The 15,459-nt window shown below is 71.1% G+C and carries 13 protein-coding genes; 5 read left to right on the top strand and 8 right to left on the bottom strand.

Annotated elements, in window-relative coordinates; genetic code table 11:
- Window positions 1-59 precede the first annotated feature (59 nt).
- Window positions 60-1,889, top strand: coding sequence for a glycoside hydrolase family 35 protein (locus DEI99_RS12950; RefSeq protein ID WP_111041474.1), 1,830 nt, complete (start codon window positions 60-62; stop codon window positions 1,887-1,889).
- Window positions 1,890-2,036: 147 nt separating this feature from the next.
- Here DEI99_RS12950 and DEI99_RS12945 read toward each other — a convergent pair whose 3' ends face one another.
- Complete coding sequence (locus DEI99_RS12945) at window positions 2,037-2,342, bottom strand: biopolymer transporter Tol (protein ID WP_111041475.1); 306 nt, start codon at window positions 2,340-2,342, stop codon at window positions 2,037-2,039.
- A gap of 44 nt (window positions 2,343-2,386) precedes the next feature.
- Here DEI99_RS12945 and DEI99_RS12940 point away from each other — a divergent pair, with 44 nt between their 5' ends.
- Window positions 2,387-3,460 carry a spore photoproduct lyase family protein gene (locus DEI99_RS12940; protein WP_258369333.1) on the top strand — a complete coding sequence of 358 codons (1,074 nt, stop codon included), beginning with the start codon at window positions 2,387-2,389 and terminating at the stop codon, window positions 3,458-3,460.
- Window positions 3,461-3,542: 82 nt separating this feature from the next.
- Here DEI99_RS12940 and DEI99_RS12935 read toward each other — a convergent pair whose 3' ends face one another.
- The 3 genes from DEI99_RS12935 to DEI99_RS12925 all read right to left on the bottom strand — a co-directional run bounded on the left by DEI99_RS12935 (window position 3,543) and on the right by DEI99_RS12925 (window position 5,409).
- On the bottom strand, window positions 3,543-3,719 hold the full coding sequence (locus DEI99_RS12935) for a CsbD family protein (protein ID WP_111041476.1): 177 nt from the start codon (window positions 3,717-3,719) through the stop codon (window positions 3,543-3,545).
- Between the two features lie 153 nt (window positions 3,720-3,872).
- Window positions 3,873-4,973 carry an SDR family oxidoreductase gene (locus DEI99_RS12930; protein WP_111041477.1) on the bottom strand — a complete coding sequence of 367 codons (1,101 nt, stop codon included), beginning with the start codon at window positions 4,971-4,973 and terminating at the stop codon, window positions 3,873-3,875.
- A 37-nt stretch (window positions 4,974-5,010) separates the two neighbouring features.
- Entirely contained in the window at window positions 5,011-5,409 is a 399-nt protein-coding gene (locus DEI99_RS12925) for a DUF3253 domain-containing protein (protein ID WP_111041478.1), read from the bottom strand.
- A gap of 81 nt (window positions 5,410-5,490) precedes the next feature.
- Here DEI99_RS12925 and DEI99_RS12920 point away from each other — a divergent pair, with 81 nt between their 5' ends.
- Window positions 5,491-6,831, top strand: a complete 1,341-nt coding sequence (locus tag DEI99_RS12920; protein WP_111041479.1) for an alpha-amylase family glycosyl hydrolase — start codon at window positions 5,491-5,493, stop codon at window positions 6,829-6,831.
- Window positions 6,832-6,924: 93 nt separating this feature from the next.
- Here the strand turns inward: DEI99_RS12920 and mmsB are convergent, their stop codons facing one another.
- The 3 genes from mmsB to chvE form a co-directional block, all read right to left on the bottom strand.
- On the bottom strand, window positions 6,925-8,106 hold the full coding sequence (gene mmsB / locus DEI99_RS12915) for a multiple monosaccharide ABC transporter permease (protein WP_111041480.1): 1,182 nt from the start codon (window positions 8,104-8,106) through the stop codon (window positions 6,925-6,927).
- Entirely contained in the window at window positions 8,093-9,646 is a 1,554-nt protein-coding gene (gene mmsA / locus DEI99_RS12910) for a multiple monosaccharide ABC transporter ATP-binding protein (protein ID WP_111041481.1), read from the bottom strand. The genes mmsB and mmsA overlap by 14 nt, the downstream gene beginning before the upstream one ends.
- A 105-nt stretch (window positions 9,647-9,751) precedes the next feature.
- The gene (gene chvE, locus DEI99_RS12905) at window positions 9,752-10,885 is read right to left on the bottom strand and encodes a multiple monosaccharide ABC transporter substrate-binding protein (RefSeq protein ID WP_111041482.1); all 1,134 of its coding nucleotides are present in this window, start codon (window positions 10,883-10,885) and stop codon (window positions 9,752-9,754) included.
- A 180-nt stretch (window positions 10,886-11,065) separates the two neighbouring features.
- On the opposite strand from chvE, the gene DEI99_RS12900 reads away from it, so the two are divergent.
- Complete coding sequence (locus DEI99_RS12900; protein ID WP_181434412.1) at window positions 11,066-12,106, top strand: LacI family DNA-binding transcriptional regulator; 1,041 nt, start codon at window positions 11,066-11,068, stop codon at window positions 12,104-12,106.
- 5 nt (window positions 12,107-12,111) lie between these two features.
- On the opposite strand, the gene DEI99_RS12895 is transcribed toward DEI99_RS12900, so the two are convergent.
- Window positions 12,112-14,094, bottom strand: a complete 1,983-nt coding sequence (locus DEI99_RS12895) for a glycoside hydrolase family 127 protein (protein WP_111041484.1) — start codon at window positions 14,092-14,094, stop codon at window positions 12,112-12,114.
- Between the two features lie 173 nt (window positions 14,095-14,267).
- Between DEI99_RS12895 and DEI99_RS12890 the strand changes: the two genes are divergently transcribed.
- The gene (locus DEI99_RS12890; protein ID WP_111041485.1) at window positions 14,268-15,266 is read left to right on the top strand and encodes a LacI family DNA-binding transcriptional regulator; all 999 of its coding nucleotides are present in this window, start codon (window positions 14,268-14,270) and stop codon (window positions 15,264-15,266) included.
- The last annotated feature ends 193 nt before the right edge of the window (window positions 15,267-15,459 follow it).

Raw genomic sequence — 15,459 nt, 5'->3', positions numbered from 1 at the left:
ACACCTCCGCACGGCCCCGCTCCACGCCCGGCCCCGGCCGGCAACGAGAAGGTCACACCATGCGCTTCGCCATCGGCGACACCGACTTCCTGCTCGACGGCGAGCCGCACCGGATCCTGTCCGGTGCGATCCACTACTTCCGCGTCCACCCCGACCTGTGGGTCGACCGGATCCGCAAGGCCAAGCTGATGGGCCTCAACACCATCGAGACGTACGTCGCCTGGAACGCGCACGCACCGGCGCCCGACGTCTTCGACCTGAGCGGCGGGCTCGACCTCGGCCGCTTCCTCGACCTGGTCGCCGCCGAGGGCATGCACGCCATCGTGCGCCCCGGGCCCTACATCTGCGCCGAGTGGTCGAACGGCGGCCTGCCGTACTGGCTCTTCGCGGACGGCACCGTCGGGGTCCGCCGCGACGAGCCCGGCTTCCTGGCGGCCGTCGACAGGTACCTGCAGCACCTGGCCCCCGTGCTCGTGCCCCGGCAGATCGACCACGGCGGCCCGATCGTCCTCGTGCAGGTCGAGAACGAGTACGGCGCCTACGGGTCCGACCCCGTCTACCTGTCGAAGCTCGAGCAGATGCACCGGTCGATCGGGCTCACCGTCCCCTTCACGAGCGTCGACCAGCCGATGGGCACCATGCTCGAGGACGGCTCCCTGCCCTCGCTGCACAAGACCGGTTCCTTCGGGTCGCGTTCCGTGGAACGCCTGGCACGCCTGCGCCAGGCGCAGCCGACCGGTCCGCTCATGTGCTCGGAGTTCTGGGACGGCTGGTTCGACAGCTGGGGCGAGCACCACCACACCACCCCTGCGGCTGCCTCGGCGTCGGACCTCGACGACCTGCTCGCCGCCGGGGGATCGGTGAACATCTACATGTTCCACGGCGGCACGAACTTCGGCTTCACGAACGGCGCGAACGACAAGGGCGTCTACCGCCCGATCGCGACGTCGTACGACTACGACGCGCCGCTCGACGAAGCAGGCCGTCCGACGGAGAAGTTCCACGCGTTCCGCTCGGTGATCGAGCGCTACGCGCCCGTGCCGCCGCTGCCGGCGTGGATGGAGCCGGGTGGGTCCGGCCGGCTCGCGGCCGGCGCGGCTGACGGCACCGGTGTGGAGGCCCGGGTCGCCCCCGCTACCGACCTCGCCGTCCGACTGGACCGCGTCGCATCGCTGCGTTCCCTGCTGCCCGCGCTCGCGTCGTGGTCCGCGCACGACGAGCCGCCGACCTTCGACGCGCTCGGTGCCGCGAGCGGCTTCGTCGTGTACCGGGCCGAGGTGGACCTGCCCACCGGCGGCGTGCTCACCGTCGGCACCGAGGTACGCGACCGTGCGGTCGTCTCCGTCGACGGTGTGGTCGTCGGCGTGCTGGAGCGGGAGCACCACGACCGCGCGATCGTCCTGCCGCCGGTCACCGGCACGCTCGAACTGCTCGTCGAGGACCAGGGCCGCGTCGACTACGGCCCGCGCATCGGCGAGCCGAAGGGCCTCGTCGGGGGAGTGGCCGTCGACGGCCACCCGCTGGCACGCTGGACCGCTGCGCCGCTCGCCCTCGACCCGATCGCACCCGCCGCGCTCGCGGCACTGGCGGAGACCGCCCCGACCGGGGGCGACGTGCTCGCCGGTCCGACGTTCGCAGCGGGGTCGTTCGACCTCGACGGCGTGGACGACCGCTACCTGTCGCTGGACGGCTTCCGCAAGGGAGTTGCCTGGGTCAACGGGTTCTGCCTCGGCCGGTACTGGTCGCGCGGGCCGCAGCAGACCCTCGCGATCCCCGGCCCGGTCCTGCGCCAGGGCCGGAACGAGCTCGTCGTGTTCGAGCTGCACGCCGCCGCCTCCCGCACCGCGTGCCTGCTGCCCGAGCCCGACCTCGGCCACACCGAGGCGTAGCGGCCGCGCCGGGCGCCGGCGCCGGGCGCCGGCGCGGGGCCGCGCGGGGCAGAATCGCGCGTACCTGGTCGAATCGCGCGTACATGGTCGGAACTTCCGACCATGTACGCGCGATTCCGCTTCCCACTGCGGGCGTCATGGGAAGGATCAGGCGGAGTCGAGGGCGTCGAGCTCGGCCACCGCCCGCTCGGCGTCCGCGATCCGGTCGGCCTCGGGGCGCGTCCACCACTCGGGGCCGCGCTCGCCGAGCCCGTGCTTCGCGAGCCCGTTCCGGTGACGGGCCGCCGCCAGGGCGTCGTCGTCGCCCGCACGCTTCGCGGTCTTCACGGCGTTCCGCCCGCGCCCCAGGTGGGAGCGGAGCGCGGCGGCGAGGTCCTCGGGCAGGGCCGGGTCGGTCCGGCGCCAGCGCCGACCGTCCACGACGAAGAAGTGGTCGTCGGGTTCGGCGGTCATGCCCCGAGTCTGCACCGTCGGTGGTCCCCGGTAGACAGGTGTCGATGAGCAACGCACGCGTCCGCCCGATGCTCGACATCCGTCGCATCTACGCCGAACCCGCCGCCCTCGACCTGCAGCGCGGGCAGGAGGTCGTCGGGCAGTGGCCGGACGCCGAGGTGGTGCCGGTCGAGTCGCACTGGAACATCCCCGAGGTGCACGGCGACGAGCGAAACGTGCAGCGCTGGGTGCGGATCAAGACCGAGGCCCTCGTGCTCGGGGTGAAGAAGTCGCTCGTCACCCGGCCGAACGGGCGCTCGGCCGACTTCATCGCCCCGTCCACGGCGAACGGCTGCGCGATGGCCTGTGCCTACTGCTACGTGCCGCGGCGCAAGGGCTACAGCAACCCGGTCACCGTGTTCGCGAACATCGATCAGATCACGAAGCACGTCGCCCGGAACGTCGCGAAGCAGGGGCCGAAGACCGAGCCGAACCAGTGCGACCCGGAGTCGTGGGTCTACGACATCGGGGAGAACAGCGACTGCTCGGTCGATGCGATGATCAGCGACAACGTGCGCGACCTCTGCGACCTGTTCCGGATGACCCCGACGGCGAAGGCGTCGTTCGCGACGAAGTACGTCAACCGCGACCTGCTCGACTGGGACCCGATGGGGCGCACGCGCATCCGGTTCTCGCTCATGCCGCACGAGACGGCGAAGGTCACCGACATCCGCACGAGCCCGATCGCCGAGCGGATCGCCGCCGTCAACGACTTCGTCGACGCCGGGTACGAGGTCCACCTCAACTTCTCACCGGTCATCCTGACGCCGACGTGGGAGTCCGACTGGGCCGAGCTGCTGTGCCAGGTGGACGACGTGCTGTCCCCGGCGGCGAAGGCGCAGCTCGCGGCCGAGGTGATCTTCCTGACGCACAACCAGCCCCTGCACGAGGTCAACCTCGGCTGGCACCCGAAGGCAGAGGACCTGCTGTGGCGCCCGGACCTGCAGGAGCAGAAGGTGTCGCAGAACGGTGCGGTGAACGTGCGCTACCGGTCCGGTATGAAGGGGCAGCTCGTCGAGCGCTTCCGCGAGCTCGTCGCCGAGCACCTGCCGTCCTGCCGCATCCGGTACGCGTTCTGACGCTGCACACCCCTGGCGCGTCCCCCCGACGCGGAACGGCCCCGGCGCGAGTGTCGCGTCGGGGCCGTTCCTGCAGGTCGACCTACTTGCCGTCGAGGGCGTCCTTCGCCTTCTCCTTGTCGAGGCGTCCCTCGCCCATGACCTGGTCCTTCTGGCCCTGGTGCTTGAGCTCCGCGTCGTCGGTGTGCTTGCCGACGGCCTCTTCGGCCTTGCCGGCGACCTTCTGCGTGACGTCCTTGGCCTTGTCTCCGAGCGACATGATCGCTCCTTTCGTCCGGGTCCCGCCGAGGGTCCCCGGCGCGTCTGTCCCCGACTGAACCACGCCCTCACCCGCGGCTCACGGAGGAACCCGAGGTCCGTGTACCCCGCGGCGCCACCACGGGGTACATCGACGCACGGGACATGCTGCTGATCAGGGGATGAGACGGTCCTCGCGGTACCGGGCGAACAGGTCCGCGAAGGCCTGCTCGGTCCGACGGAACGCCGTGAAGCCGGCAGCCCGGCTCTTGCCCATGTCCGTGACGACCTCCATCGCCCGACCGAGGTCGGCGTCGGTGTGCCACCACGACGCGAGCCTGGTGATGTCCGATTCGACCAGGCCGTGCCGCTCGGCGATGCCGGCCCACTCGGCCTCGTACGGGGCCATCTGGACCTCGAGCGGGCGGGGCGCGTCCTGGTACCCGACGACGCGCGCCGGGTCGACGCCGAGGTGTGCCGCCAGGCGCGGCCACATCCAGCGCCAGCGGAAGACGTCACCGTTCACGATGTTGAACGGCTCGTCGGCGCCCTCTGGCGAGGTCGACGCCCACACCATGTGCTCGGCGAGGATGCCGGCGTCGGTCATGTCGGTCAGGCCGTTCCACTGCGCCTCGCTGCCCGGGAACACGAAGTCGAGCCCGAGTTCCTTCGCCAGGGTCGCCTGCACGGCGATCGTCAGGCCCATGTTCATGGCGTTGCCGACGGCGTGCCCGATGACGGTGTGCGAGCGGTGCACGGACCAGGTGAAGCCCTGGCGCTCGGCGGCGGCGAAGAGCTCGTCCTCTTGCGCGTAGTAGAAGTTCGGGGTGTCGAGGCGCGGCTCCTCCTCGTGGAAGGGCGTGTCGGGCATCTCACCCGCTGCGTACGCCTCGAACGGGCCGAGGTAGTGCTTCAACCCGGTGACGAGCGCGACGTGCGCCAACGGTGCGTGCGCCAGCGCTGCCAGGAGGTCGCGGACCATCCCGCCGTTCACGCGGATGTTCTCGGCCTCGGTGTCCTGGCGCTGCCACGCCGTGAAGAACACGTGGGTGGGTCGCTCGTCCGCCAGCGCGGCGGACAGGCTCTCGGGGTCGCGGAGGTCAGCGGCGACGGTCCGGACGCCGTCGCGGCCGATCGGCCGGCGGGACAGCGCCGTGACCTCCCAGCCGTCGTCGAGCAGGTGGCTCACCAGGGCGGAGCCGGTGATGCCGCTCGCTCCCACGACGAGGGCTCGGGGCTGGACAGGGGTCGGTTCGGTCGATCCGGTTGCAGTCATCCCTGCATGCAACCGACGATGGACGACACGTGTTCCCTCAGCGCGGGCGACGGATGCGGATCGGCCCCTTCGCCGTCGACGGGTCGACCACGGAGCCGCCCTGCGTGATCTCGACCTCGCCGCGGGCCACCATGCGACGGGCGGCGCGGCGAGCGGGTTCCATCAGCGGCCGCCAGTCGTCGGGGTCGAGCGACCGGGCGACCTCGGACGGGCAGATGCTCGAGGTCCGTGCGCGCGCGGCGAGCAGCTCGTCGATGCGTTGTTCGAGGGCCCGGTCGGTGGCGTCGACTCCGTGCTTCCGGCACGCTGCGGAGCAGTACCGCGCTTCCGGCGCCGCCGACGAGGGCATCGTCCGCCCGCACGACGCGCACGTGCGCTCGGCGTGCTCCGCCTCGTTCGCCGCGGCGTCCGCTTCCGTCCTGATCGCGCGTCCCATGACCTCATCCTCGTCCTGCTGCTCCTGTCCGTTCCCAGCACGAGCGCACCCGGCGCAGGTCCGGCTGGCAGCATCGGACCGGTGAGCACCGACACCGCACCCACCCGTCACCCCGAACCCGCGTGGGTCGAGCACGTCATGTGGTGGCACGTCTACCCGCTCGGGTTCGTCGGCGCCGACGTCCGACCGGGGTCCGCCGTCGAGGACCGCCCGGTCGAGCACCGCCTCGGTCGCATCGAGCCGTGGCTCGACCACGTCGTGGACCTCGGCCTGAACGGCCTGCTGCTCGGACCGGTGTTCGCGAGTTCGACGCACGGCTACGACACCGTGGACCACTTCCGCGTCGACCCGCGCCTCGGTGACGACGACGACCTCGACCGCCTGGTGGCCGCCGCGCACGAGCGGGGGATCCGGGTCGTGCTCGACGGCGTCTTCAACCACGTCGGCCGCGAGCACCCGGCGTTCCGGGCGCTCGAGGAGCACGGCCCCGACGCCGAGACGGCCGACCTGTTCGCGATCGACTGGACGGGGTGGGCGCCGGGGCAGCCGGTGCCGGTCGGACTGTTCGAGGGACACGACATCCTCGTGGCGCTCGACCACGACAGCCGGGCGACCGAGGACCTCGTGGTGCAGATCATGACGCACTGGCTCGAGCGGGGGATCGACGGGTGGCGGCTCGACGCGGCCTACGCGGTGCCGCCGTCCTTCTGGGCACGGGTGCTGCCGCGGGTGCGCGAGCGGTTCCCCGACGCGTGGTTCAGCGGTGAGGTGATCCACGGCGACGCCGCGGCGATCGCCCGCGACTCGACGATGGACTCGCTGACGCAGTACGAGCTGTGGCAGGGCATCTGGCACGGCATCGCCGACCGGAACGGCCACGAACTCGCGCACGCGATCGAGCGGCACGACGCCCTGCTCGCCACCTTCGCCCCGACGACCTTCGTCGGCAACCACGACGTCACCCGCATCGCGAGCGCGGTCGGGGAGCCGTTCGCCGGCCACGCCGCCGCCGTGCTGTTCACCGTGGCGGGGACCCCCGTGGTCTACGCCGGCGACGAGTACGGCTGGACCGGCGTCAAGGAGGAACGCGAGGGCGGCGACGACGCGGTCCGTCCCGAGTTCCCGGCCGAGCCGCCGGCACCGACGGAACTGGCCCACGTGTACGAGGCCCTCATCGCCCTGCGGCGGCGGAACCCCTGGCTGCACCGGGCACACACCGACGTCGTCCACCTGACGAACACGGCCGTGGTCCTGTGCACCGCGACGGCGGACGCGGCCGTGGTGACCGCCCTGAACCTGTCGGACGACCCCGTCGACCTGCCCGCGGCCGACGCGACGCGGGTCGAGGCGGGCGGTGCCGATCTCGGGGACGGGACCCTGCGCCTCCCGGCCCGGGGGTGGGCGGTCCTGTCGAGATCGTGAGCAGAAACGGTCGGGTCCACATCGAGGACCCGACCGTTTCTGCTCACCAAGCGAACGCGCGAACGCGCGAACGCGCGAACGCGGGCGCGCGCCCTACTTGCGCGCGGACGCCGCCCGGCGCTTGTTGAAGACGTCGAACGCGACGGCGGCGAGCAGCACCAGGCCCTTGATGAGGGACTGGAACTCAGTGCCGACGCCGAGGATCGACATGCCGTTGTTCAGGATGCCGATGATGAGGCCACCGATGATCGCGCCCGGCACGGTGCCGATGCCGCCCGTGACGGCCGCGCCACCGATGAACACCGCGGCGATGGCGTCGAGCTCGAACCCGTTGCCCGCGCTCGGCGAGGCCAGGTTGAGCTGGCCGGTGAAGACCACGCCGGCCAGGGCCGAGATGACGCCCATGTTCACGAAGAGCAGGAACGTGACGCGCTTCGTCTTGACGCCGGACAGCTGCGCGGCGAGCGCGTTGCCGCCGATCGCGTAGATGTGGCGGCCGAAGACCGCGCTCCGCATGATCACCGAGTACACGACGACGAGCAGGCCGAGGATGACGAGCACGATCGGCGTGCCGTTGTAACTGGCGAGCAGCAGCGCGACGTAGATGACGAGGGCGACGCCGAACGCGAGCTTGATGATGAACCACAGGAACGGCTCGGCCTCGAGCTGGTACTTGCGCCGGGTCGCACGGCCGCGGAACGCCACCCCGACCATGATCGCCGCCGCGGCGATGCCGAGGATCATCGTGAGCGGCTCGTACCCGGACGTGCCGAACGAGGGCAGGAAGCCCGAGCCGAGCGAGCGGAACCCGTCCGGGAACGGCGAGATCTGCTGGTTCTGCAGGGCGATCTGCGCCGCACCGCGGAAGGCCAGCATGCCCGCCAGGGTCACGATGAAGGCCGGGATCCCGAAGTACGCGATCCAGAAGCCCTGCCACGCGCCGACGAGGGCACCGAGGACCAGGCAGAGGACCACGGCGACGGGCCAGGGCAGACCCCACTGCGTGATCATGACGCCCGCCATGGCACCGGTGAAGGCGACGACCGAGCCGACGGACAGGTCGATGTGGCCGGCGATGATGACCATCACCATGCCGATGGCGAGGATGAGGATGTAGCTGTTCTGGACGACCAGGTTCGTGACGTTGATCGGTGCCAGCGTGATGCCCTCCGTCGTCACCTGGAAGAAGATGACGATGACGATCAGCGCGATGAACAGGCCGATCTGTCGGAGCTGCCCGGTGAGGTAGCCGGCGGCGGACTTAAGCGCGTTCATTGACAGGGGTCTCCCGTTCCTGGGTCATGTACTGCATGAGGACCTCGGGTGTGGCCTCGGAGCGGGGCACATCAGCGGTGATGGTGCCCTCGGAGAGCGTGTAGATGCGGTCGCAGATGCCGAGCAGTTCGGGGAGTTCGGAGGAGATCACGATGACCGCCTTCCCCTGGTCGGCGAGCTGGTTGATGATCGTGTAGATCTCGTACTTCGCACCGACGTCGATGCCGCGGGTCGGCTCGTCGAGGATGAGCACGTCGGGGTCGGCGTACATCCACTTCGACAGGACGACCTTCTGCTGGTTGCCGCCGGAGAGCTTGCCGGTGAGGACGTCGACGTTCGGCGCCTTGATGTTGAGGCTCTTGAGGAACTCCCCGGCGACGGTCGTCTCGCGGGACGCGTTCACGAACCCCCACTCGGCGAGCTTGCCGAGCGCCGACCCGGAGATGTTCCGCTTGATGTCGTCGATCAGGTTGAGGCCGTAGCGCTTGCGGTCCTCGGTGACGTAGGCGATGCCGTTGTCGATCGCCTGGGTCACGGTGTGCGTCTTGATCGGGACGCCCCGCTTGTAGACGGTGCCGCTGATCCCGGTGCCGTACGACTGCCCGAACACGCTCATCGCGAGCTCGGTGCGCCCGGCGCCCATCAGCCCCGCGATGCCGACGACCTCACCGGCACGGACCGTCAGGTTCGCCTGGTGGATGATCTCGCGCGAGCCGTCGAGCGGGTGGTGGACGGTCCAGTCCTCGATCCGCAGCAGCTCCTCGCCGATGACGGGGTGCTCGCGCTCGGGGTACCGGTTCGACAGGTCGCGGCCGACCATGCCGCGGATGATGCGGTCCTCGGAGACGTCGTCGGCGTGCATGTCGAGCGTCTCGATGGTCTTGCCGTCGCGGATGATCGTGACCTTGTCCGCGATCGCCTTGATCTCGTTGAGCTTGTGGCTGATGATGATCGCCGTCATGCCCTCGGCCTGCAGCGAGCGGATGAGCTCGAGCAGGTGCGCGGAGTCGTCGTCGTTCAGGGCGGCGGTCGGCTCGTCGAGGATGAGGAGCTTCACGTCCTTCGAGAGCGCCTTGGCGATCTCGACGAGCTGCTGCTTGCCGACGCCGATGTCCACGATCTTCGTGACCGGGTTGTCCTTGAGCCCGACGCGCTGCAGGAGCTCGGCGGCGGCCAGGTTCGTCTTGTTCCAGTCGATGAAGCCGCCGGTCGACCGCTCGTTGCCGAGGAAGATGTTCTCGGCGATCGACAGGAACGGGCTGAGCGCGAGCTCCTGGTGGATGATGACGACGCCGGCCGCCTCGGAGTCGTTGATGTCCGAGAACCGGACGGGTTCGCCGTCGAGCAGGATCTCGCCGTCGAAGGAGCCGGCCGGGTAGACACCCGACAGCACCTTCATGAGCGTCGACTTGCCGGCGCCGTTCTCCCCGCAGATCGCGTGGACCTGGCCACGCTCGACCTCGATGGAGACCCCCTGGAGCGCCTTGACGCCGGGGAACGTCTTGGTGATGTCACGCATCTCGAGGATGGTGTCCGTCACGTCGACCGCCTTCCGTAGTGCGCGCTCGTGGCGCGCAGGTGGGGACGGACGGGAGGCGCGGGGCGGAGTCGACCCGCGCCTCCCGTCCGACAGGTGGGTTGCGTCCTACTTGAGGTCGGCGTCGGTGTAGTAACCCGAGTCGACGAGGACCTTCTGGTAGTTGTCCTTCGTGACGACCGTCGGCTGGAAGAGGAAGGTGGGGACGACCTTGACCTTGTTGTCGTACGTCTTCGTGTCGTTCACCTCCGGCTTCTTGCCGGCGAGCAGGTCCTCGGCCATCGACGCCGACTTCTCGGCGAGCTGGCGGGTGTCCTTGTAGATCGTCGAGTACTGCTGACCCTTGATGATCGACTTCACGCTGGCGGCCTCGGCGTCCTGGCCCGTGATGGTCGGGAGCGGACGGCTGCTGGTGCCGTAGCCCGCGCCCTGCAGCGCGGAGATGATGCCGATCGACATGCCGTCGTACGGCGAGAGCACGCCGTCGAGCTTCGTGCCGCCCGAGTACGACTTCGCGACGAGGTTCTGCATGCGGGCCTTGGCGGTCGCCGGGTCCCACTGCTGCGTGGCGGCCTGGGTGAAGCCGTCCTGGCCGGAGCCGATCGTGATCGTGCCGTCCTCGATGTACGGCTTGAGGGTCTTCATCGCGCCGTTGAAGAAGAACGTGGCGTTGTTGTCGTCGGGCGAGCCGGCGAACACCTCGATGTTGAACGGACCCTTCTCGTCGGTCTTCTCGCCCTGCTCGTCGAGCAGGCCGAGGCCGGTGAGCAGGCTGTTCGCCTGGTCGACGCCGACCTTCTCGTTGTCGAACGACACGTAGTAGTCGACGTTCTTGTTGCCGGTGAGCAGACGGTCGTACGAGATGACCTTGATGCCGGCCTTGGCGGCGGCGTCGAGCTGGTCGGACAGCGAACCGCCGTCGATCGACGCGACGATGAGCACCTTCGCGCCCTTCGTGATCATGTTGCTGACCTGCTGCACCTGCTGCGGGATCTTGTTGTCCGCGTACTCGAGGTCGACCTTGTAGCCGGCCTTCTCGAGGTCGCTCTTGACGGCGTCGCCGTCCTTGATCCAGCGTTCGGAGACCTTGGTCGGCATCGCGACGCCGACGAGGGCGCCCTTGTTGGCGTCGCCGCTGTCACCGCCGTCTCCGGTCGCTGCTCGGCCGCCGGCCGAGCATGCTGCCAGGGAGAACGCGATGCCGAGGGCCGCGATCCCCGCGACGATCCTGCGCTTCTTCATCGAAGTACCTGTTCCTCTCACGTCGTCATCGACGCGCTCGGGTGGCGGAGCACGTGCGCTCCACCGGGGTGATGCTCGTGTGAGCGCTCACATCTTGTGGGTTCCGTGACGGGGTGTCAACTCATCGTGACCGTTTCGCGACCTTGCCGCGCCGCGCGGACCGAGCGGTACGGTGTGCACGTGACGACGACTCCGGCCCGTGGGGGCAAGGCCCGCAAGGCGCCGACGATCTTCGACGTGGCCGAACGCGCCGGCGTCTCGCACCAGACGGTGTCCCGGGTGATCAACGGCGACCCCACCGTGCGGGAGCAGTTCCGGTCGCGGGTCACCGACGCCGTGAGTGCGCTCGGCTACCGTCCCCGCGCCGCGGCCCGGGCGCTCGCCGGGGGCCGCAGCCGCGCGCTCGGCATCATCACCGCGGGCGACGCCCTGTACGGGCCGTCGAGCACCTCGATCGGTTTCGAGCGGGCGGCCCGGTCCGCCGGGTACCACGTGCTGCTCTCGACCCTGCCCGAGGACCCGCGCCCCGTCGACCTGTCCGGCGCGCTCACGACGCTGCTCGCGCAGGACGTCGCCGCGATCGTCCTCGTCGCCGCGGACAACCGCGTGCTCGACGCACTCGCCTCGCTCACCGTGCCGGTCACCGTTCCCGTCGTCGTCGCGAACGCCGTGCAGCGCGACGCCGCCCGTGCGCCGTCGGCACCGAGCGTCGCCGCGGTCGCCATCGACCAGGCGGCGGGCACCGCGCTCGTCATGCAGCACCTGTTCGACCGCGGCCACCGACGCATCGTGCACATCGCCGGACCGCACGTGTCCCAGGAGTCCGAGGTGCGCCGCGCGTCCTACCTGCGGATCATGGCGGACGCCGGTCTCGAGCCGGTCGTGCTCGAGGGGGACTGGACCCCCGCCAGCGGCTTCGAGGCCGCGCGGCACATCGACGTCCACACCGTCGACGCGGTGTTCGCCGGCAACGACCAGATGGCGCTCGGCGTGCTGCACGCCTTCGCCGACGAGGGCCTGCGCGTGCCCGACGACATCGCCGTCGTCGGGTTCGACGACATCCCCGAGGCGGCCCACTTCACGCCGCCGCTCACCACCGTGCGGCAGGACTTCCGGGCGATGGGCGAGCGGGTGCTCGAGAGCGTCCGGTCACTGATCGAGGGCGAGCCGCGCGACGAGACGCTGCTCGCGCCCGAGCTCGTGGTGCGCCGGAGCGCCTGACCGGACTACCGCGCGAGCGGCAGCCAGACCCGCATCGGCAGCGCGCCGCGGTTGGCCCAGGCGTAGTACGGCACGGCGACCGCCGTCACCGCCGTCGCACCGGCATCCGAGCCGGCCACGTCGTCGACGCCGGTCGTGTCGGTGGGGTGCGCCGCGCCTCCTGGTCGGTCCAGCCGTCGGTACGGCCACGCGGACTGCTCGTGTGCGGCCGGGGCGGACCCCGGCACGCGCAGCGTGACGACGCCGTCGAGCAGGTCGTCGCGGTGCTCCTCGGTGATCGGCGCGTCCGCGTCGACCGTCAGGTCGTCGACGGTGAAGCCCTGCTGGTCCGCCTGCTCGACGGCGTAGACGAGCGGGCCGCGCTCGATCGCGACCTGCCCACGGGCGGCGTCGATGCGGGCGTCGGCGACCCAGCGGTGCGGGGTCGTGTCGAAGACGAGCTCGACGGTGTCGCCCGCTGTCCACGTGCGCTCGACCACGTGCAGCGTGCCCGCGGCGGGGTGGTCCCGGCCGTCCGGACCCGTCACGGTCGTGGTGTCGGACCAGGCGGGGATCCGCAGGCCCAGGGCGAGCGGGCCGTCCTCGGTGACCGTCACGCGGACGCGGCCGTCGTGCGGGTAGCCGGTCTCGACGCGCACCGGACCGAGGTCGGCGGTGGCGTACTGGTGGACCTGCAGGCCACCGTCGGTCACGGTCGCCAGCGAGCCGTCGAGGCTCGCGAAGGTGCGCATGATGTTCGGCGGGCAGCAGGCGCAGTCGAACCAGCCGCGGCGCCCGTGCGCGGGGGAGCGGTTCTCGTCCCGGTGCGCGTGGTCCCGCTGCTGCAGCGGGTTGACGTAGAAGTACTCGGTGCCGGCCAGGCTCACCCCGGCGAGGAACGCGTTGTACAGCAGGCGCTCGATCGCGTCGGCGTACACGGGCTTGCCGGTGGCGAGCAGCAGCCGCCAGGCCCACTGGACCCCGCCGATCGCGGCGCAGGTCTCCGCGTAGCCGCGGTCCGTCGGCAGCTCGTACGGGTCGCCGAACGCCTCCCAGTCCCAGCGCGCCCCGAGGCCGCCGGTGATGAACGCCTTCGTCGCGGTCATGTCGGCGAACTGGCGCTCGCTCGCGGCGAGGAGCTCGGTGTCACCGGTCTCCACCGCGACGTCGACCGCGCCCGCCGCCAGGTACACGGCACGGACCGCGTGGCCCTCGACGGTCGTGGCCTGCCGCACCGGCACCCGGTCCGAGAAGTACGTCGGCTCGCCGCCGGCGCGCTCGATGATGCCGTGCCCGCGGGCGTCGACGAACCAGTGCGCCAGGTCGAGGTAGTCGCGGGTGCCGGTCTCGCGGTACAGCTCGACCAGGCCCATCTCGACGACGGGGTGCCCGTCGACGTCGCGGGTCTTCGGCGTGCCGTCCGGTGCGGCGCCGTCGCCGAACGTGCGCACCAGGTGGTCGGCGTTCTTGATCGCGACCTCGAGCAACGCGGTGTCGCCCGTCGCGCGGTGCTGGGCCACGGCCGCCTGGTACAGGTGACCGGCGCAGTACAGCTCGTGGCTCCACTTGAGGTCGGTGTACCGCTCGCCGCCGCTCCGCACCTGCTGCACGGAGTCGACGTAGCCGTCCTCGGCCTGCGCCTGCGCGTACAGCGAGGTGACCTCGCGCTGCAGTTCGAGCAGGTCGTCGGCGGGAGCGCGGCCGTACTCCCACGCGACGGCCTCGAGCCACTTCGTCACGTCGGAGTCCATGAACACCGGGCCGACGGCCTCGCCCTGCTCGAGCCCCGCGGCGATGCGCAGGTTGCGGAAGTTGCCGGCCGCCTCGAGCTGTCGGTGACCGCTCCGCACCGCGTCGCGGCCGTTGCGCTCCTGGCGGAGCGCCCAGAAGCCGCCGGTGATCCGGGCGTCGCCGGCGGGCAGCGGGCGGAGCACGACCCGTGCGTCGGCGGTCGGCAGGACCGGGGTCGCGGTGCGCGCACGGCGGTCGGTCGCGAGCGTGGTGGTCATGTCGCCTCCTTGCGATGTGACGAGCGGCGCCGGAGCCGGACGGTGCCGGCGCAGCGCCGGAAAACGCTTTCTGCTGCCGACGGTACGACACGCAGCAGGAGGCGCGCAAGGGCCCGTGCCTGGGGGTTCCGTATGATCGTGGTCACCACCCGACCGCCGGAAAGGGGTTTGCCGTGACCGTGGAGCGCCCCGTGCGGCCCGTCCGGATCACCGACGTCGCGGCGCTCGCCGGGGTCTCGATCGGCACCGCGTCCAAGGCCCTGAACGGCACCGGGCAGCTGCGGGAGTCCACCCGGCAGCGGGTGCGGGACGCGGCAGACGCGCTCGGCTTCCTCGGGGACGCCCGGGCCCGTGCGCTGTCCTCCGGCCGGACCTACACGGTCGGCATGATCACCACGGACTCGTTCGGCCGGTTCTCGATCCCGGTGCTGCTCGGTGCCGAGGACGCCCTGTCCGCCGGGCAGATGGCCGTGCTGCTCTGCGACACCCGCGACGACCACGTGCGCGAGGCCCACTACCTGCGCTCCCTGGCGGCCCGCGGTGTCGACGGCATCATCGTGACCGGCCGCTCCGCCGACGCCCGACCGCCCATCGACGTGCCGATCCCCGTCGTCTACGCGTTCACGCCGTCGACCGACGCCGCCGACGTGTCGGTCACGCTCGACGACGCGGCCGGCTCGTCGGCGGTGGCGTCGCACGTGCTGTCGCTCGGGCGCTCGCGGGTCGCCGTCGTCACCGGGCCGCTGCGCGCGCGGTCCGCGGTCCGCCGGGTCGAGGGTGCGTCGGTGGCGCTCGGGTCGCACCTGGTCACCGAGCCGCTGTTCGGCGAGTGGTCGGAGCGGTGGGGGCGACAGGCCGTGGACGTGCTCGCACGGCAGTCGCCCGACGTCGACGCGATCGTGTGCGGCAGCGACCAGATCGCGCGGGGCGTGTGCGATCGGCTCCGGGAGCTCGGGCGGTCCGTGCCGGGCGACGTCGCGGTCACCGGCTTCGACGACTGGGACGTGATGGCCCTGGCGTCGCGCCCACCGCTGACCACCGTGGACCTGCGGCTCGAGGAGCTCGGTCGCGTCGCCGGCCAGGCCCTGCTCGCCCTGATCGACGGCGGGACGGCCTCGCCGGCGTCCGTGACCCCGTCCCTCGTCATCCGCGAGAGCACCGTCGTCGCGTAGCGCGCGGCCCGGTGCCGGTGTCGGTGTCGGCGGTCCCTCCCTACCGGTCACGACACCCCGTCACCCGCTGCCGAGCGGTCACGACTCGTCGCTCGGCGCGTACTGAGTCGACCCGTCGTGACCGCTCGACGGCGAGCCAGCGGTTTGTCGTGACCGGCACGTGCGCGGTCGTCGAGCCTGTCGTGGTACGGCG

The sequence above is a fragment of the Curtobacterium sp. MCLR17_036 genome (genome assembly GCF_003234445.2).
Classification (GTDB): domain Bacteria; phylum Actinomycetota; class Actinomycetes; order Actinomycetales; family Microbacteriaceae; genus Curtobacterium.
The sequence above is the reverse complement of the archived record's forward strand: the minus strand, read 5'-3'. Positions and strand labels throughout refer to the sequence as shown.